The sequence below is a fragment of the Mesorhizobium sp. M0626 genome (assembly GCF_040320665.1).
In the GTDB taxonomy this organism is placed as follows: Bacteria; Pseudomonadota; Alphaproteobacteria; order Rhizobiales; family Rhizobiaceae; genus Mesorhizobium.
Genome location: NZ_JAMYQD010000010.1, coordinates 129,843 through 148,107, shown reverse-complemented (window position 1 = coordinate 148,107; position 18,265 = coordinate 129,843). Strand labels below are relative to the sequence as shown.

Annotated in this window: 12 protein-coding genes and 1 pseudogene; 5 read left to right on the top strand and 8 right to left on the bottom strand. The window is 64.1% G+C overall.

Annotated elements, in window-relative coordinates:
- Positions 1–132 precede the first annotated feature (132 nt).
- From NKI37_RS14640 to NKI37_RS14625, 4 genes and pseudogenes are all read left to right on the top strand, one after another.
- Positions 133–4,222: pseudogene (locus tag NKI37_RS14640) on the top strand (Pls/PosA family non-ribosomal peptide synthetase).
- The gene (locus NKI37_RS14635; RefSeq protein WP_352790350.1) at positions 4,222–4,680 is read left to right on the top strand and encodes a GNAT family N-acetyltransferase; all 459 of its coding nucleotides are present in this window, start codon (positions 4,222–4,224) and stop codon (positions 4,678–4,680) included. Before NKI37_RS14640 ends, NKI37_RS14635 begins: the two are co-directional and overlap by 1 nt.
- The gene (locus tag NKI37_RS14630) at positions 4,677–5,345 is read left to right on the top strand and encodes a 4'-phosphopantetheinyl transferase family protein (protein ID WP_352790349.1); all 669 of its coding nucleotides are present in this window, start codon (positions 4,677–4,679) and stop codon (positions 5,343–5,345) included. The genes NKI37_RS14635 and NKI37_RS14630 overlap by 4 nt, the downstream gene beginning before the upstream one ends.
- Before the next feature lie 108 nt (positions 5,346–5,453).
- Complete coding sequence (locus NKI37_RS14625; RefSeq protein ID WP_352790346.1) at positions 5,454–5,990, top strand: dihydrofolate reductase family protein; 537 nt, start codon at positions 5,454–5,456, stop codon at positions 5,988–5,990.
- A gap of 43 nt (positions 5,991–6,033) precedes the next feature.
- Here NKI37_RS14625 and NKI37_RS14620 read toward each other — a convergent pair whose 3' ends face one another.
- The 5 genes from NKI37_RS14620 to NKI37_RS14600 all read right to left on the bottom strand — a co-directional run bounded on the left by NKI37_RS14620 (position 6,034) and on the right by NKI37_RS14600 (position 12,678).
- Positions 6,034–6,894 carry a patatin-like phospholipase family protein gene (locus tag NKI37_RS14620; protein ID WP_023819980.1) on the bottom strand — a complete coding sequence of 287 codons (861 nt, stop codon included), beginning with the start codon at positions 6,892–6,894 and terminating at the stop codon, positions 6,034–6,036.
- On the bottom strand, positions 6,891–8,267 hold the full coding sequence (locus tag NKI37_RS14615) for a M16 family metallopeptidase (RefSeq protein WP_023730467.1): 1,377 nt from the start codon (positions 8,265–8,267) through the stop codon (positions 6,891–6,893). Before NKI37_RS14615 ends, NKI37_RS14620 begins: the two co-directional genes overlap by 4 nt.
- 188 nt (positions 8,268–8,455) lie before the next feature.
- A complete protein-coding gene (locus NKI37_RS14610) occupies positions 8,456–9,811 on the bottom strand; it encodes a M16 family metallopeptidase (RefSeq protein ID WP_023730466.1) in 1,356 nt (451 codons plus the stop codon).
- A gap of 96 nt (positions 9,812–9,907) precedes the next feature.
- Positions 9,908–10,462 carry a 16S rRNA (guanine(966)-N(2))-methyltransferase RsmD gene (gene rsmD, locus NKI37_RS14605; RefSeq protein ID WP_023730465.1) on the bottom strand — a complete coding sequence of 185 codons (555 nt, stop codon included), beginning with the start codon at positions 10,460–10,462 and terminating at the stop codon, positions 9,908–9,910.
- A gap of 47 nt (positions 10,463–10,509) precedes the next feature.
- Positions 10,510–12,678 (bottom strand): pseudouridine synthase, encoded by a 2,169-nt coding sequence (locus NKI37_RS14600; protein WP_352790342.1) that lies wholly within the window; start codon positions 12,676–12,678, stop codon positions 10,510–10,512.
- Between the two features lie 180 nt (positions 12,679–12,858).
- Here NKI37_RS14600 and NKI37_RS14595 point away from each other — a divergent pair, with 180 nt between their 5' ends.
- Positions 12,859–13,311 carry a nucleoside deaminase gene (locus tag NKI37_RS14595; RefSeq protein WP_023694762.1) on the top strand — a complete coding sequence of 151 codons (453 nt, stop codon included), beginning with the start codon at positions 12,859–12,861 and terminating at the stop codon, positions 13,309–13,311.
- Positions 13,312–13,338: 27 nt separating this feature from the next.
- Here NKI37_RS14595 and NKI37_RS14590 read toward each other — a convergent pair whose 3' ends face one another.
- From NKI37_RS14590 to NKI37_RS14580, 3 genes are all read right to left on the bottom strand, one after another.
- Positions 13,339–14,022 (bottom strand): hypothetical protein, encoded by a 684-nt coding sequence (locus NKI37_RS14590; RefSeq protein WP_023700630.1) that lies wholly within the window; start codon positions 14,020–14,022, stop codon positions 13,339–13,341.
- A gap of 200 nt (positions 14,023–14,222) precedes the next feature.
- Positions 14,223–17,204 carry an isoleucine--tRNA ligase gene (gene ileS, locus NKI37_RS14585; RefSeq protein ID WP_023824512.1) on the bottom strand — a complete coding sequence of 994 codons (2,982 nt, stop codon included), beginning with the start codon at positions 17,202–17,204 and terminating at the stop codon, positions 14,223–14,225.
- A 232-nt stretch (positions 17,205–17,436) separates the two neighbouring features.
- Entirely contained in the window at positions 17,437–18,240 is an 804-nt protein-coding gene (locus NKI37_RS14580; RefSeq protein ID WP_023824511.1) for a MipA/OmpV family protein, read from the bottom strand.
- Positions 18,241–18,265 lie beyond the last annotated feature (25 nt).

Sequence of the window (18,265 nt, the reverse complement as noted above, 5' to 3'; positions counted from 1 at the left end):
TAAGCTTCCCCGTCGGGATTCCGGGCACTTCCTTTTTGGAAGCCCTCCACCAACAAAATCGCAGCGGCGGCGCAGTGCCTCCTCCAGCGGCGGCACGAACAGCCGGGCGATGCCCGGCGAGGACGAGAAAGTATGGACATGGACTACGATATCGCCGAACTGGACAGCGACGCGGCAACACCGATCGGCGGCCTGCCAGGCATCGATGCGCTGGCACGGATCGCTCGCGGCCCGACAAGGAACGGCCAGGTCCTGACGGGCGCCGACTTTGCCCGGCAGCCGGGTGAGCGGCTCGATACGGTGTTCGAGCAGCTCGCCGTAACGTTTGCCGCACTGCCGGCGGTGATCTCCGAAGGGCGCGTGTGGACCTATCAGGAGCTGAACAGCCGCGCCAACCAGTTCGCCCGCATGCTGATCAAGCACGGCGTGCGGCCGGGCCACCGGGTCGGGCTCATTCTCGACCGATCGGCGGAAACCTATGTCGCGTTGCTGGCGGTGATGAAGGCGGGGGCTGCCCTTCGTGCCGCTGGCCACCGCGTTTCCGCAGGAGCGGATGGCGCTGATCATCGAAGACGCCGCCGTCAGCATGATCGTCACCATCGCCGCCTATGCGTCGCGCGCCGGTCAACTGCCCGTTCCGCATGTGCTGATCGACAGCGCCGCCGCCGAGATTTCCGCGCAGTCGCCCGCGCCGCTGAAGCCGCAGGCGGCCGACGACATTTGCTACATCCTCTATACCTCGGGCACCACTGGCAAGCCCAAGGGCGTGGTCATCACGCACCAGAGCTTCGTCAATTTCATACACGTCGCGGCCGCCTCCTACGGCTACCGGCCGGGCGACCGGGCGTATCAGGGCATGACCATTGCCTTCGACTTTTCCTCCGAAGAGATCTGGGTGCCGTTCGTCGCCGGCGCGACGGTGGTGCCGGCACCTGGCCAGATGCCGCTGGTGGGCGAGGAACTGGCGGATTTCCTGCGCCTCCATGACATCACCTGCATGGCCTGCAGCCCGACATTGTTGTCATCGATGACATCGGACGTTCCCAGCCTGCGCACGCTTTTGGTGGGCGGCGAGGCCTGCCCGCACAATCTGGTGGTGCGCTGGTCGAAGCCGGGCCGGCAGATCCTCAACACCTACGGGCCGACCGAGGCGACCGTCACCGCAACGATGGGGGCGCTGACGCCGGACCGTCCCGTCACAATCGGCGCGCCGTTGCCGACTTACTCGATCGTCATTCTCGACGCTTCGCTGCCGCAACTTGCCGAGCCCGGTGAACTGGGCGAGATCGGCATTGCCGGCATCGGGCTCGCCGTCGGTTATCTGAACCGGCCGGACCTGACCGACCAGAAATTCATCGCCGATTTCGTCGGCCTGCCGAACAACCCGTCGCAGCGCATCTACCGCACCGGCGATCTTGGCCGGATCAACGATAGCGGCGAGATCGAGTATGCCGGGCGCATCGACACGCAGGTGAAGATTCGCGGATATCGCATCGAACTCGGCGAGATCGAGGCGGTGCTGCTCGACCAGCCCGAGATCGCCCAGGCCGCCGTGACCACCTGGGAGATCGAGCCCGGCCGCGTCGAACTCGTTGCCTATTACGCGCTTAAAACCGGCGTAGCGGCGGTTTCCCGTGCGGATCTCGCCCAGACGATGAAGCGGCGGCTGCCCGACTACATGGTGCCCGCCTATCTGGAGGAACTGCCTGCCATCCCGATGACCGTCTCCAACAAGGTAGACCTGCGCCAGCTGCCGAAGCCGACGAGCATCCGGCTTTCGGCCGATCGCACGATGGTGCCGCCCGCCAATGAGGACGAGCGTTTCCTGGCGGAAGCGCTGGCCACGGTGCTGAAATTCGGCGCGGTGTCGGTCGAGGATCACTTCTTCGACGATCTCGGCGCCAACTCCTTGCTGATGGCGCATTTCTGCGCGCGCGTGCGCACCAGGAAGGAATGGGCGACGACGTCGATGCGCGACATCTATCTCTATCCCACAGTGGCGCGCCTGGCGCTGCATCTGGGGGTAGCGGAGGAGATGACGACGGCAACCAACGAGCCGGTCCTCACCCGCCGGGCCTCGAATTTCGCCTACTGGACCTGCGGCGCGGCGCAGCTTTCGTTCTACGGCCTCTACAGCTACGTGGCCCTCTGGGCGATCAATGACGGCCTCAACTGGATGTATGACGCGCTCGACGATCCGCTGCAGCTCTATATCCGGTGCGTGGCGCTCTCGGCCGCCGTGTTCTTCGGCATGTCGGGCTTTGCAGTCCTGGCGAAATGGGTGCTCATCGGCCGCTGGAAGGCCGAGGCGTTTCCGATCTGGGGCGTGCGCTACTTCCGCTTCTGGGTGGTCAAGACGTTGATCCGCACCGCACCCGTCGTGCTGTTCCGCGGCAGCCCGCTCTACAGCCTCTATCTGCAGCTGCTCGGCACCAAACTCGGGAAAAACGCCGTCATCGAATCGAAGTCCGTGCCCGTCTGCACGGATCTTATTTCCATCGGCGCCAACACCATCCTGCGCAAGGAATCGATGATCCTCGGCTTCAGGGCCCAGTCCGGTTATATCCACACCGGGCCGCTGACCATCGGCCGCGATGCCTTCGTCGGCGTCGGCTCCACGCTCGACATCGACACCAGGATCGGCAACGGCGCCCAGCTCGGCCATTCGTCCTCGCTGCATCGCGGGCAAAGCATTCCCGACGGCGAGCACTGGCATGGATCGCCGGCGGTGCCGACCACGGCGGACTATTGCAAGGTGCGCAATGTCAATCCTTACCAGGTCCGGCGCTTCCTCTATGAAGCGCTGCAGCTGGTCGGCCTGTTTGGCCTCGTCACCCCGCTGCCGCTCCTGTTCCACAGCTACTGGGAATATGTCGGCGACGACTATCAGGAGACGATCGGCCTTGTCGCAATCGGCACCACGGTCACGCTTTTCGGCTATATCGCGGCGGCTTTCCTGGCAGCGACGCTGGTGCCGCGCCTGACGAGCCTGATCTTGAAGCCGGGCCGCACCTACACGCTTTACGGTTTCCGCTACTGGCTGCAGACCGTCGCCGAATTCGCCAGCAATTCCCGCGTGCTCGGGCTCCTGGCCGGCGACAGCTCGGCGATCGTGCACTACATGCGCGCCATCGGCTGGAACCTCAACAGAGTGGTGCAGACCGGTTCCAATTTCGGCTCCAACCAGCAGCACGAAAACCCGCTTCTGTGCGAGATCGGCACCGAGACCATGGTGTCGGACGGGCTGTTCATGATCAACATGCACAAGTCCGCCTCGGCCTTCAGGCTCGAGCCGACGCGCATCGGCGAGCGCAACTATCTCGGCAACAACATCTATTATCCGCCGGACGGGCGCACGGGCGACAACGTCCTGCTCGGCACCAAGGTGATGATCCCCATCGACGGGCCGTTGCGCGAGAATGTCGGCCTTCTCGGTTCGCCCGCCTTTGAAATCCCGCGCATGGTGAACCGCGACAAGGAGCTTATCGCGGGCGTCGACGAGGCAGACCGGCGCCGGCGCATCCCGTTCAAGAACCGCCACAACCTGGTGACCATTCTTCTGTTCCTGGCAACGCAATGGGTCATGCTGTTCGTCACGCTGGCGATCTGGGACCGGGCGCTGAACTACTATACGGAATGGGCGGAGGTGGCGCTGTTCGCCGCCGTCATCTTGACCTCGGCGATCACCATTCCGTTCTACATTCTGGTCGAGCGGGCAAGTCTTGGTTTCCGCGGCTTGAAGCCGCAGATGACGACCATCTACGACGTCGCCTTCTGGCGCCACGAGCGCCACTGGAAGCTGGCGGATTCGCCCATCGTGCGCCTGTTCGCCGGCACGCCGTTCCGGCCGATGATCCTGCGCCTGCTCGGCGTCAAGGTCGGCAGCCGGGTCTATGACGGCGGCAGCAATTTGACCGAGCGTTCGCTGGTCGAGATCGGCGACGACGTCACGCTCAACGAGGGCTGCGTGATCCAGGCCCATTCGCTGGAAGAAGGCGCGTTCAAGTCCGATTTCATCCGCATCTGCGATGGCTGCACGCTCGGGCCTTCCGCCTTTGTCCACTACGGCGTGGTGATGGGCAAAGGCTCGATGGTCGACGCGGACTCCTTCGTGATGAAGGGCGAAGAGCTGGAGCCCAACTCGATCTGGCGGGGCAACCCGGCCAAGCTGCATCGCTTCGTCGAGCCGCTGCCGGAGGATAGCGTCAAGGCAACGGCTTGATGGGCGCAGACGTCCGTCTCGTTTCGCTGGCTGCGGCCAACCGGGCCCTGGTCGCGGCTCTGGAACTGGCTGCGGATCAGATGGATTTCGTCGCCAGCAATGCGGAGTCGCTGGACGAAGCCGAAACCGACGGGGACGCTCGGCCGCGCGTCGTCATGGCAGGGGATCGCGTCGTCGGTTTCCTGATGTACGAGGCGCCGCAGGACGACGACGAGGCGCGAATCTACCGCTTCATGATCGGTCGCGTCCATCAGGGCCAAGGCTACGGCAAGGCCGCTTTGCGCGAAGTGCTGGATGAAATCATGCGGCTCGGCCACATCAGCCACGTTTCGATCTGCTACGAACCTGGGAATGAAGCGGCACGCCGCCTCTATCGCGCTGCCGGTTTCGTCGAAGAAGGGCCCGACGAGGACGGGGAAATGATCGCCGACCTCGCTCTGCGGGGCGAACAGCCATGACGCGCCGGCTCGATGCCGGTGCCAGCCTGTCGGCGCAGTTGCTGGCGGCGATGGCCGCCATGGCACCGGCCGGCGTTCGGATCGGATGCCGCACGATCCGCGAAGGCGATGAGAACCATTTGCTGCCGCAGGAAGCACGCTCCATCCCGTCACGCCTGCCGCTGATGCGGCGGGCGAGTGGCGCGGCGCGGTGGATCGCGCACGAGTTGCTGGCGGATATGGGCTTGAACGACGTCGCTATCCTCCGCGGCTCCTCCGGCGCACCGGTATGGCCTCATGGAGTAACGGGGTCGCTGGCTCACGACGACGAGATAGCCGTGGCGGCCGTCGCGCCGCTCTCCCACGTCGCCTCGCTCGGCATCGATATCGAGCCCGCTTTGCCCCTGCCCGACGACATCTTCGCGCTGGTTGCAGTCCCCGCTGACCGGATCGACGCAACCGACCCGTATCTTGCCGGTCGCATCCTTTTTGCCGCCAAGGAAGCTGTCTACAAGGCCGCCTACCCGCTTGATGGCGAAGTGCTGGGCTATGAGGACATCACCGTCGATCTCGACGCAAGCGACGCTGTGACGAAGACGGGCCGCAGAGCGAGACTGGTTTACTGCGTTGCTCCGTGTGTGGTCGTTCTGGCGTTTGTCGATGGTGTCCGAAGCGCCCCCCTTTAAGCGCGAATGGGCCGGCGCCCGACAGCTGCTCAACAAAGCGCATTTTTTTCGCAGAGCGGTCGCAAAAGGCTCACGCGGTTCGTCCTTTGACAGAAGAAGGAGAGCGCCATGAGAAACCTTATTGTCACCGAGTTCATCAGCATCGATGGCATCGCCGAGGTCGAGAAGCTGCCCAGCGTGACCTGGAACGATGAGATGCAAAGGTTCAAGGAGGACGAGCTTGCCGACAGCGGGGCCATGCTTCTGGGGCGCACGACCTACGAGATTTTTGCCGGCTCTTGGCCCAAGGAAACCGGAGACTTCGCCGACCGGTTCAATGCGCTGCCGAAATATGTCGCGTCGACAAGCCCGAAGGCACTCGACTGGAAACCGGCCGAGTTGCTGAAGGGTGCGTTGCCGGAAGCGGTTCGGGCGCTGAAGCAAGGCAGCGGCGGCAACATCTATGTGCATGGCAGCCTGAGCGTCGCGCGGGAATTGCTGCGCCATGGTCTGGTCGATCGCGTCAGGCTGCTCAGCTACCCTGGCACCGTCGGCGAGGGCAAGAAGCTGTTCCCGTCCGATATGCCGGTGGCGTTGGAGCCGATCTCGACCGTACAGTTCAGCAATGGCGTGGTGGCGCTGGAATATGCGGCTGGGAAGGTGTGAGACGCTGGTGGTGTAATCTCCCCCTTGGGGGGAGATCGGCAGCTCACCCTGCTTTCTTCCCCCGCTTGCCCTTGCCACGCGCCTCGACCACTCTTTCCACCTCGCGCTTCAGTTCGTCCTTGACCTCGTGCGTCTCGGCAAGCAGCGTGTCGATCTTCATGAAATCGAGCACGCGGTATTTCGACACCGGCGGGCGGATCAGTATGTCGGGGGGGCGCTGGTTCAGCTTGTGGGCGATGATCGACTGCATCATCAATTGCGTGGCGCCGTACATCAGATCGACGGTGGTCGGGTGCTTGCGCTCGGCCTCGCTCGGCGCACCGACGACGTCGATCGCGATGATGATGTCGGCGGCGTCTTCGATGAGGTCGAACGGCACCGGATTGTAGATGCCGCCGTCGATCAGCACGCGGTCGTCGCGCGTCACCGGGCGGAACACGGCGGGAATGGCAGCCGAGGCGGCGAGCGCCGAATGCAGGTCGCCCTCGTCGAAGACGGCCAGCTTGTGACCGAAATAGTCCGTCGCCGTCACCTTCAGCGGGATTTTCAGCTCGGCGAAGGTTTCCGGGATGGCTTCCGGCAGGAACGCCTTCAAGATGCGCTCTATGTTGAACTGGCTGACGCGGATGCCGCCCTGCATCGCCTCGGCGATGGTGCCGGGACGCGAGCGCCACATGCGCGCCGCCACCTCGGCGCGGCGGCCGAGGATCGAGCGGGCGTAGTCCTCGATGTCCTTGCCGCTCATGCCCGAGGCCATGCCGGCGCCCATGATGGCGCCGATCGAGGAGCCGGCGATGGCCACGGGCATGATGCCGAGCTCATCCAGCGCCTCGACGATGTGGATATGGGCGAGGCCGCGCGCGCCGCCGCCGCCAAAGGCGATACCGAAAGTCGGACCTGTCATTTGGCCTCCAGCTTCGGCCCGATGCTCATGATCGCGGGCGCCGGCGTCAGCAGCTTCTTCGCCGCTGCCTTGACCTGATCGAGCGTCACGCCGTTGATGAGCGCCGCGCGGCGCTGCACGTAGTCGATGCCGAGATTGTCGAGCTGCAATTCCACCAGGGTCGCGGCAATGGCGCTGGAAGAATCCAGATTGCTGATAGCATAGGAGCCGACCATGTATTTCTTGGTCGCGTCCAGCTCGGCCTCGGTCGGCCCCTCCTGCGCCATCTTCTTGACCACCTCCTTGACGATGGCGAGCGTCTCGGCGGCGCGGTCGGAACGCGTCGCCGTGGTGATGATCAGCGCATTGGAATGCTGGTGGTCGACCAGGTTGGAATCGACGGAGTAGGCCAGGCCGCGCTTTTCCCGCACCTCGTCATAGAGGCGCGAGGTGAAGGTGCCGCCGCCGAGAATCTGGTTCATCAGCACCGCGGGGAAGAAATCCGGCGCATCGCGCTTCACACCGGGGTAGGCAAACTGCAGCGAGGTCTGCGGCAGGTCGTAGTCGACCTCGAGCTGCTGGCCGAGCTTCAGCTCGGTATCGGCAACCGGTTGCAGCACCTGCTTTTCCGGCAGATCGCCGAAGACCTCATCGAGCTTCCGCTTCAGCGTCGCGGCGTCGATGTCGCCGACCACCGCGACATGCAGGCCGCTGAGGGCGAAATTGGCCTTGTGGAAGGCCGCCAGATCCGCCGCCGTGACGGTGGCAATGCTGTCCTTGGTGCCCTGGTCGGGCCTGGAATACGGATGGTCGCCATAGATGGCGCGCAGCCATTTGGTTTGCGCGACGGTGTTGGGGTCACGCTCATTGGCGATGATGCCGGACAGGATCTGGGCGCGGATGCGGTCGATCGGCGCCTGGTCGAAGCGCGGGCTGGTGACCGCCAGCCTGAGCAGGTCGAAGGCCGCATCCTTCTGCTCGGCCAGCATCCGCATCGCGCCATAGGTGCCGTCGCGCGCCGCTTCGAAGCCCATCTCTGCGCCGGCATCGTCAAGCTTGATCTGGAAGGCCTCGCTGTCGAGGTCGCCGGCGCCCTCGTCGAACAGGCCGGTCATCAGATTGACCAACCCTTCCCGCCCCGCCGGATCCTGCGTCGAGCCGCCATCGAAGACGAAGCGGATGGCGATGATCGGAATGGAGTGGTCCTCGACCAGCCAGGCATTGACGCCCTTTGACGAGGTCACCGGTTGGATGTCCATCGCGTGCGCGGCAAGCGCCGGCAGGATGAGGAAGAAGATGCCGAGGAACAGTGTGGCGAGGGCGTGGAGAACCGCGATGCGCCTATCAGCAATCGCATCAGGCCATTGATCGCCAAGGTCAGCTCCGCCCCTCATCGCGCTGCCGGGCACTTCTCCCCGTATAGTGACGGGGAGAAGGGGTCTCGCCGCGACGCTGGCGCTCTTCTTACGACGCTGATGGTTGGCGAAATCGGCGATGACAGCGCCCCTCTCCCCGTCACTATACGGAGAGAGGATGCCGGCAGGCAGGTGAGGGGCAGCGCCAATGCTCAATCTTGTCATCATCAATTCCCAGCCTGTTGCTGCGGCAAGAGATAGCCGGTCGTCGTACGGTCGAGCAGCAGATAGCGTGCGGCGACCGCCTTGATCTCATCGGCGGTGACCTTGCGAATGCGGTCCGGCCATTCCTCGATATCCCTGACGTTGCCGCCGGTGGCGAGCTCGGCGCCGTAGAGATTGGCCATCTCGTCCTGCTTGTCGCGGGCGAAGATCATGGCCCTGATATAGCGGGCCTTGGCCTTCTCCAGCTCGTCGGCGGTGACGCCGTCCTTGACGATGCGGGCGATCTCGGCCTCGACGGCCGCCTCGACGTCGCTCAGCTTGGCGTCGCCGCGCGGCGCGCCATAGACGGTGAAATTGGTGGCGTCGAGCATCGTACCCTGGAAGAAGGCGCCGGTCGCCGATGCGATGCCTTGCTTGACCACGAGTTGCTGGTAGAGCCTGCTGCGGCTGCCGCCGCCAAGGATCTCTCCCAGCAGGTCGAGCGCCTCGGCCTCGCCGGGTTTTGCCGTGTGGTAGGACGGAACCACCCATTGCGTCGAAAAGCTCGGCACCGAAACGCGCCCATCGGTGAGCGTCACCGTGCGCTTGGTGTTCTGCTCCGGCTCGACCGGGCGGATGCGCAGGGGCAGGTCGGGACCGCGCGCGACCTTGCCATAGGTTTTTTCGGCCAGCGCCTTCACGACCTCCGGCTCGACATCGCCGGCCACGATCAGCACCGCATTGTTGGGCCGGTAGTATTTGTCATAGAAGGCAACCGCATCGGTGCGGTTCAACTGCTCCATCTCCTGCATCCAGCCGATCACCGGAATGCGGTAGGGCTGGTTCTGCCAGAGCGTCGCGTCGACCTCTTCGTCGAGCACCGCCTGCGGATTGCTGTCGATGCGCGAGCGGCGCTCTTCCAGGATCACGTCGCGCTCGGTCTTGATGACCTCGTCGGTCAAGATGAGGTTGCGCATGCGATCGGCCTCGAAGCTCATCATCTCACCAAGTGCCGAGGGCGCCACCGTCTCGTGGAAGGCAGTGTAGTCATATGAGGTGAAGGCGTTGTTGGAGCCGCCGATGGCCGATATGGCGCGGTCGAACTCGCCCGCGGCGTGGTTGGTCGTGGCCTTGAACATCAGGTGTTCGAAGAAGTGCGCTATGCCGGACTTGCCTGGCGGCTCGTCGGCGCTGCCGATCTTGTACCACACCATATGGGTGACGATGGGGGCGCGATGATCGGGAATGACCACCACCTCCATGCCATTGTCGAGCAGGAAGTTGGCCACCTTGCCATCATCCGCGGCCAGGGCCGGGCCGGCCATGGTCAGCGCGGTGGCGAGCAAGGCTCTCCGCAGCCATTCAGTATGAAATGTCATTGATGGCTCCGGTTGTTATCGCGCGACGATAGGCAAGGTTAGCCGGGGAGGCAAAGTGAATTGTGCGTCATTTTGAAGGCGCCGATCGCCCCACCCTTACGCAAGCTCGACGAACCGGATCACCGTCTCGCCGTAGTTTCGTTCATCAAGCACCGAGAATTCCGGCCCAATCTCGAAGGGCGCCGAGGCGGCTTCCTCGACCACGCACAGCGCGCCTGGCAGCAGCCAGCCGCCATCCCTGGCCGAGCGCAGGGCGCGCTCGCCAAGGCCCTTGCCATAGGGCGGATCGGCGAAGACCAGGCCGAATGCCGCAAGCGTACCGGCCTCACCCAGGGCGGTCGCGTCGCGGCGGAAGATCTTGGTGCGGCCGGTAAGGCCAAAAGCTTCGACATTGGTGCGGATCAGGCCGCGCCCTTCGGCCGATTCTTCGATAAAGACGCCATAGGAAGCGCCGCGCGACAGCGCTTCGAGGCCGAGAGCGCCGGTGCCGGCGAAAAGGTCGAGCACACGCGCGCCGTCGAGCTTGTCGGCAAAGCGGTGCGCCAACACGTTGAAGACGGCCTCGCGGGCGCGGTCGGTCGTCGGGCGGATGGCATGGTCGCGCGGCGTCGCCAGCGGACGCCCGCGAAATTGGCCGCCGACGATTCTCATTTATTCCCGGGTCTCATTTAAGGCCGGATCTCATTTAAGTCCCGGCATCATCTGGTCCTCGGGCCCTTGGGACCGTTGCGTGGCCGCTCGCCGCCCCGACCGCCATCCGGACGCTCGCCACCCGGCTTGCCGAACGGCTTGGCTCCGCCCGGCTTGCCATAGGACGGCTTGAACGACGCCTTGCGCGCCTTGGCCTCAGCCGCCTTGGCGGCATCGGCTTCCGCCCTGCCCTTGCCGATCGGACGCGCGCCCGGCGCCATCCAGACATTAGCCTTGCGCTGGCCCGGCGGATCGATCGGCCGCTGCTCGCGCTCGGGCTTCTTGCCGCCGCGCGGTTTGTCACCAAAGGCGCCGCGCGGCTTGTCGCCGAAGCCTCCACGGGGCTTGTCGCCAAAATCGCCGCGCGGCTTTTCGCGAAACTCGCTGCGCGGCTTGTCCGAAAACTCGCTGCGCTCAGGTCTCGGGCCGCGTTCGCCAAAGCTCTTTTCCGGCCTCGCGCCCCTTTCGGGACTGGTCGACAGCTTGCCGAGCGCTTCGTCGCGGCTGCCTTCGCGGCGCTTGCGGTTCTTGATCAGACCGCCCTCGCCGATCGGCCGATGGTCACCCTCGCGGGTGACTTTCGGCCGTTCCGGCTCCACGTCACGCTCTCGCCGCACCGGCTGGTTGGAAAACGGCTTGATGATCTCGGCGTCGAAATTGGCGCCGGATTCCTCGACCAGTCGCTCGCCGAGCTGGTCGCGCAAGACGCGGCCCTTGATCTCCAGCACATGGCCTTCGGCGAGATCGTCGAGCTGGAACGGTCCGTAGGAGATACGGATCAGCCGCGTCACGTCGAGGCCGAGCGATCCAAGGATGTTCTTCACTTCGCGGTTCTTGCCTTCGCGCAGGCCGATCGTCAGCCACGCGTTGGTGCCTTGTTCACGATCGAGCGTCGCCTCGATGGCGCCGTAGAAGACGCCGTCGACGGCAATGCCTTCACGCAGGCCTGCGAGCATGCTTTCCTCGACCTTGCCATGAACGCGCACGCGGTAACGGCGCAGCCAGCCAGTGGCAGGCAGTTCGAGCACGCGCGACAGACCGCCATCATTGGTGAGCAGCAGCAGGCCTTCGGTGTTGATGTCGAGGCGGCCGATGGTCATCAGCCGCGGCAATTCGGCCGGCAGCACGTCGAACACGGTCTTGCGGCCCTCGGGGTCGCGGTTGGTGGTAACGACGCCGGCCGGCTTGTGAAACAGGAACAGGCGGGTGCGCTCGATCGGCGGGATCTCCATGCCGTCGAGATGGATGATGTCGCCTGGCATGACGTTGAAGGCCGGCGAGGTCAAAGCCCGGTTGTTGACCTTGACACGGCCCGCCGCGATCAGGTCTTCGGCGTCGCGGCGCGACGCCAGGCCGGCGCGGGCCAACCGCTTGGCGATACGCTCGCCGGCTTCTTCCGCATCTGCCGGACGCGGGCGCGGCTTGAAGGCGCCGCCAGATGCTTGCGGCCGGTCACCACCGAAATCGCGCTTGGGGCGATCGCTGAAGTCACGCTTGGGACGATCTCCGGCGTCGCGCTGCGGGCGATCGCCAAAATCGCGCTTTGGCCGGTCAAAACGCTTTTCGCCCTCGGCGGAAGCAGGCCGATCGCCACGCGGTGCGTAGGGCTTGCGCGGCCCTTCACGCTTTTCGAAAGGCTTGCCTTCGGGACGCGGCCCCTTGCTGAATGGCCGATCGCCGCCCTTGAAATCGCGCTTTGGCCGCTCGCCATCGGCCGCAACCGGCCGATCGCCGCGCGGTGCATAAGGCTTGCGCGGCCCCTCGCGCTTTTCATACGGCTTGCGTTCACCCTCGGCCGGCATAGGGCGATCCCCACGCGGCGCATAGGGTTTGCGCGGCCCTTCGCGCTTTTCATACGGCTTGCGCTCGCCTTCGGCTGCCATCGGCCGGTCACCGCGTGGTGCATATGGCTTGCGCGGTCCCTCGCGCTTTTCGAAGGGCTTGCCTTCGGAACGCGGACCTTTGCTGAATGGCCGGTCGCCACTTTTGAAATCGCGCTTGGGCCGCTCGCCCTCAGCCGCTGCGGGCCGGGCGCCTCGCGGTGAATAGGGTTTCTTGGCCCCGAAGGAGGGTTTGCCGCTTTTGCCGGCGGCGCCATCGCGGCGCGGCCCCGCGGCTCCAGGGCCGCTTTTGCCCGGGCCTTTGTGGCGCGGAGATTTCTTGTCGTTGTCGTCCATGTGGCCTTTGCCTTGTTGCGCTGCTACAGCGTGGCGCATCCTTTCGGACGCGCAAAGGACGCTATAGCACTTTGATTTGGCGCATGATCATTTCCGAAAATCTGTTCCGATATTCGGGTTGACGCGCTCCATAACAGGATCACCGCCAAGTGGCGAGGAGATAATCGGAATGGAAACCGCGTGAAGCGGCCGGATTTCATGGCGCTGGCGCTGAAAGAGGCGCAAGCCGCCGCCTTGCGCGGAGAAGTTCCGGTTGGCGCCGTCATCGCCAGCGGCGACACGGTGGTGGCATCCGCCGGTAACCGCACCCGCGAACTTGCCGATCCGACGGCGCATGCCGAAATGCTGGCCATCCGCGCGGCCTGCCAAACGCTCTCCAGCGAGCGGCTGACCGGCCACGACCTCTATGTGACGCTGGAACCCTGCGCCATGTGCGCCGGCGCCATTTCCTTCGCCAGGCTGCGCCGGCTCTATTTCGGCGCGGCCGACGAGAAGGGCGGCGCGGTGGTCAACGGCGTGCGCTTCTTCGCTTCGCCGACCTGCCACCATACGCCCGACATCTATCCGGGCATGGCCGAGGCCGATGCGGCGCTGCTGCTCAGGGAATTCTTTCGGGAAAGACGCGAAACGTAGAGCCTTCAGCTACCGAAGGCGGCGTTCCTACCAGGAGGGCAGCCAGTCGAAGAGCCCGCCGCTCTTGCCTTTGGCGGCCGCTTCCTTCTTGAGGCGGCGTTCCTTCTTGTATTCATCCTCGCCGAGTTCGCCCTGCGGCGCCGTGTCGGAGGCAGCTCGGTAGGCCAGAGGCGGCTCGCTCAGATATCTGCGAGTGTTGGGATCGCCCTGCTTTTGCTCTGCGGTGCGGCGCTGGATCTCCGCGGCGCGGCCCTTGTCTGAATCCTTCGGCGACCAGGCCGGCGGGTGGCTGGAGCCCGAATCCGCCAGCGCCTTCTTCACGGAAGCCGGATCGGTCTGCACGTCATCGACGATCCCCGATTGATAGGACGGGTCGTCCTGGTGGGCAGTGGCGTCGGCACGCAGACGGGCGCGGCGCTGCTCGGGCGATTCGGGCCAATCGGTGCTCGCCGTCTCGATGCTTTCCTGAGGCGGCGGCAGCACTTCCTTCTGCCCCGGCGCCGGCTTTACCAGCTCCGGACGCGGCCTGTAGTCGATCTGTTCCTTGTGCTTGGGCGTGATCGCGAAGGCGCCGGAAAGGTCTCCGGCAAGCTGCTCGCCAGCCGTCTTGTCGGTGCCGTAGGTCGGCGAACCCATGCAGCCGGACAGAGCGAGGCCGGACGCGACAAACGGCGCCAGCAGCGCAACGCGCGCATAAGTTCTCTTGGTCATGCCAAAAAGTCCCACTCTAGACAGCCTCTCGATCGTCACCGGCCGAAGGCCCGGTCCCCATCGTCCACGCTCTTGCGACGGAATTCCGGCGACAATTTGTCTTCCGGAGTTTCGCGTGTTTATCTCAACCACTCGTTAAGGGCAACGCGCGGGCGCTTTTCACCCGCCCGCCGTGGCATTTGTGCACCGGCTTTGAGCACTCACAAACGTCCCAGAGCCTTGAGTTCATGCAGCACGGCGGCATCGCGGGCAGACACGTCGGGGAATTCCACGTCCTGCCCGACATCGGCGGTATAGCGCCACGAACGCGCGCATTTGACCAAGCCGCGGTCCTCGGCCTTTTCGACCACCACCGAGACACCTTTGACATCGTCGAGCGCAAAGGCGCCTTCCGGCGCCTTGCCATGGGCGATGACGAGATCGCTGGTGATCGCCATCTCGGCCATGTCGACATCGGCGATCGCGGCTTCAAGCGCGGCATCGTCGAGGGTCACGACCGGCACGGCTTCCAGAGAGGCACCGATGACCTTCTGAGCGCGTGCGATCTCGAGCGCGCCGGTGACGACACGGCGAACCTGCCGCACCTTGCGCCATTTCTCAGCCAGTGCCTCGTTCTTCCAGTCGGCCGGAATCTCGGGGAACTGGTCGAGATGCAGCGAGACAGCATCCGGATGACGGTCGAGCCAGGCTTCTTCCGTGGTGAAGGGCAGCATCGGCGCCAGCCATTTCACCAGGCAGTCGAAGAGGTGGCGCACCACTTGTACCGAGGCCTTGCGCTTCACGCTGGCGGGTCCCTCGCAATAGAGCGCGTCCTTCCTGATGTCGAAATAGAAGGCCGACAGCTCGACCACCATGAAGTCGAGCAAAGTGCGGGTGATGCGTTTGAACTCGAACGCGTCGTAGCCCGAGCGCACGACCTCATCGAGTTCGGCCAGCCGATGCAGCATCAGCCGCTCCAGTTCCGGCATCTTGTCCAGCGGCACCTCCTCGCCATCATCATGGGCGAGCGTGCCCAGCATCCAGCGGATGGTGTTGCGAAGCTTGCGGTAGGCGTCGATGTTGGTCTGCAGCACGTTCTTGCCGAGACGCTGGTCTTCCCAATAATCCGTCGTCACCACCCATAGCCGCAGAATGTCGGCGCCGGACTGCTTGATGACGTCTTGCGGCACGACGGTGTTGCCGAGCGATTTCGACATCTTTCGCCCCTCCTCATCCATGGTGAAGCCATGGGTGACGACGGTGTCGTAAGGTGCCCTGCCCCTGGTGCCGCAGCTTTCGAGCAGCGAGGAGTGGAACCAGCCGCGGTGCTGGTCGGAACCTTCGAGATAGACGTCGGCCGGCCATTTCAGGTCCGGACGGTCTTCCAGCGTGAAGACATGCGTCGAGCCCGAATCGAACCAGACGTCAAGGATGTCCATCACCTGCTTCCATTTGGAGGCATCGTGATTGCCGAGGAAACGCTCCTTGGCGCCGGCAGCGAACCAGGCGTCGGCGCCTTCCTTCTCGAAAGCGTCCATGATGCGCTGGTTGACGGCTTCGTCCTTCAGCACGTTGCCATCCTCATCGGCAAAGACGGCGATCGGCACGCCCCAGGCGCGCTGGCGTGACAAGACCCAATCCGGGCGTTCCTCGATCATGGCGCGGATACGGTTCTGGCCGGCCGCCGGCACGAAGCGTGTGTCGTCGATCGCCTTCAGCGCACGGCTGCGCAACGTCGTGCCGTCGCCGAGGTCCTTGTCCATATAGACGAACCATTGCGGCGTGTTGCGGAAGATGATCGGCTTCTTCGACCGCCAGGAATGCGGGTAGGAATGCTTCAGCCGGCCGCGCGCGAACAGCGCGTTGCGCTTGATCAGTTCGTCGATGACCGCCTGATTGGCATTGCCCTTCTTGCCGTTATCGTCGATGACACGCGCGGCGCCACCTTCGCGATCCGGGCCAAAACCCGGCGCGTCCCTGGTGAAGAAGCCGGCATCATCTACAGTGAAGGGGATGGCAGGGTCGATGCCACGTGCGCGCAAATCCGATGCCGCATCCATCCAGGCATCAAAGTCCTCGCGGCCATGGCCGGGCGCGGTGTGGACGAAACCGGTACCGGCATCGTCGGTGACATGGTCCCCGGCAAGCATGGGTACGGCGAATTCGTAACCACCGCCGAGACCTTTGAAGGGATGTGAAAGTGTAAGGCTTCCAAGCTCTTCGACCGAAACGCTGCGAAGCCGATTCAAGGTGACCTTGGCCTTGGCCGAGGAGTCTTCGGCAAGCGCATCTGCAAAGATCAGCTTCTCACCGGGCTGTGGACCGAACGAATTTTCGGCTGCGGTAACTTCATAAAGGCCGTAGCCGATCCGTGACGAATAATTGACGGCACGGTTGCCGGGGATCGTCCACGGGGTTGTCGTCCAGATGACGACGTGGGCGTTGTCCAAAAGTGCAACGCTTTCCGGAACGCGCATGGACGGTGCAGCGTCTGATACAAAGTGCTCAACGCTCCAAAATCCTGACACAACTGGAAACTTCACCCAGATCGTGTCGGACTCATAGTCCTGGTATTCGATCTCGGCCTCGGCCAGTGCGGTGCGCTCGACGACGCTCCACATTACCGGCTTGGAGCCGCGATAGAGCTGGCCCGACATGGCGAACTTCAACAACTCCCCGGCGATGCGCGACTCCGAGTGGAAAGCCATTGTCGTATAGGGGTTCTTGAAATCGCCGACGACGCCGAGCCGCTGGAACTCGCCGCCCTGCACCGTGATCCAGTTCGCGGCGAAGTCGCGGCATTCCTTGCGAAACTCGTTGACCGGCACCTCGTCCTTGTTCTTGCCCTTGGCGCGGTACTGTTCCTCGATCTTCCATTCGATCGGCAGGCCATGGCAGTCCCAACCCGGCACATAATTGGCGTCATAGCCGCGCATCTGGAACGAACGGGTGATGACGTCCTTGAGGATCTTGTTCAGCGCATGGCCGATATGGATGTTGCCATTGGCGTAGGGCGGGCCGTCATGCAGCACGTATTTTTCGCGGCCGGCCGCGTCCTCGCGCAGCTTGCGGTAGAGATCCATGTCCTGCCAGCGCTTGACCAGCTGCGGTTCTTTTTCAGGCAAGCCGGCGCGCATCGGGAAATCCGTCTGCGGCAGGTAAAGCGTCTTGGAATAGTCGATCGTTTCAACAGTGTCGGTCATTGGTCTGCCATGTGCATTGCCCGGCGGGCGTAAAAGCTCGGGCGTGAACTATCATGATTGGAAAAGCGCGAGGGGGCGCGCAAAACTCCCGGCGGCTCCGGCGGCGCTCAGGCCGCCCGGAACACCGGGCCTGTAATTCGTATCGTCAGCGCGCGAAGGCGTGAAAAGCTCGTCATTGCCGGGCTTTTAGCCGAGAAAGCCGCAGGAATAAAGCGTCTCTTGTTCGATTCACTTACATCGCGAAGTCGAAGCGATAGGTGGTCGAGACGCCGACCGTGAACTGGTTACGGTCGCCGCGCTCCTTGACCAGGCTGGAATCGGCAGCCGGGCCCATCAGGCGCGCATATTCGCCGAACAGGCTGGCGGTCATCGGATCGGTCACCTTCCAGGTGATGGCGCCACCAAGGCCGGTCGATTTCAGGCCGCCGCCAGGATGGTATTCGCTCAGGCCCGAGGCCGCAGCCTCCTTGGCGTTGACACCATAATAAGAGTCGAAATAGCCCGACGAGGCAAAGGACACGCGTGGTCCGCCCGAAATTCTGACAGTCGGCGTCACGTCGTAGAAAGCATCGGCGGCGATGTCGGCGACAAAGCCATCATGGGCACGAATGCCATGGCGCAGTTCGGCGCGGGCGCGCAGCCAGTCCGTCGGATAGATTTCGAAGAAGCCGCCGACCTCACCGCCCCAGCGCACCGGGTCGAGGCCCTTGAGCTCATCCTTGCTGTCGCGGGAAAACAGGAATTTTCCGGTCAGGCCGGCGCGGACGCCGCCATCGTCGACCAGCGCCAGCGAGATGTTGTCGTTGCGCGAGGTAAAGCGCGCGGCCGGGCCGGCCTTGCCCAGCGAGATGATCGGCGATGCGCTGAGCAGATAGCTGTTGGAGCCCTCGAATTTCGGCGCGACCATGCCGGTGGCGCCAAGCGTCAGGTACCAGTCGCCGGACATCCAGCCGAAGGCACCCTCGCCCGCATTGGCGGTGGACACAGTGAGCAGCGCCGAGGCGAGAAACAGCGGAATCGTCCAGACAATACGCATCACCACCCCATACGCGAAACAAAAC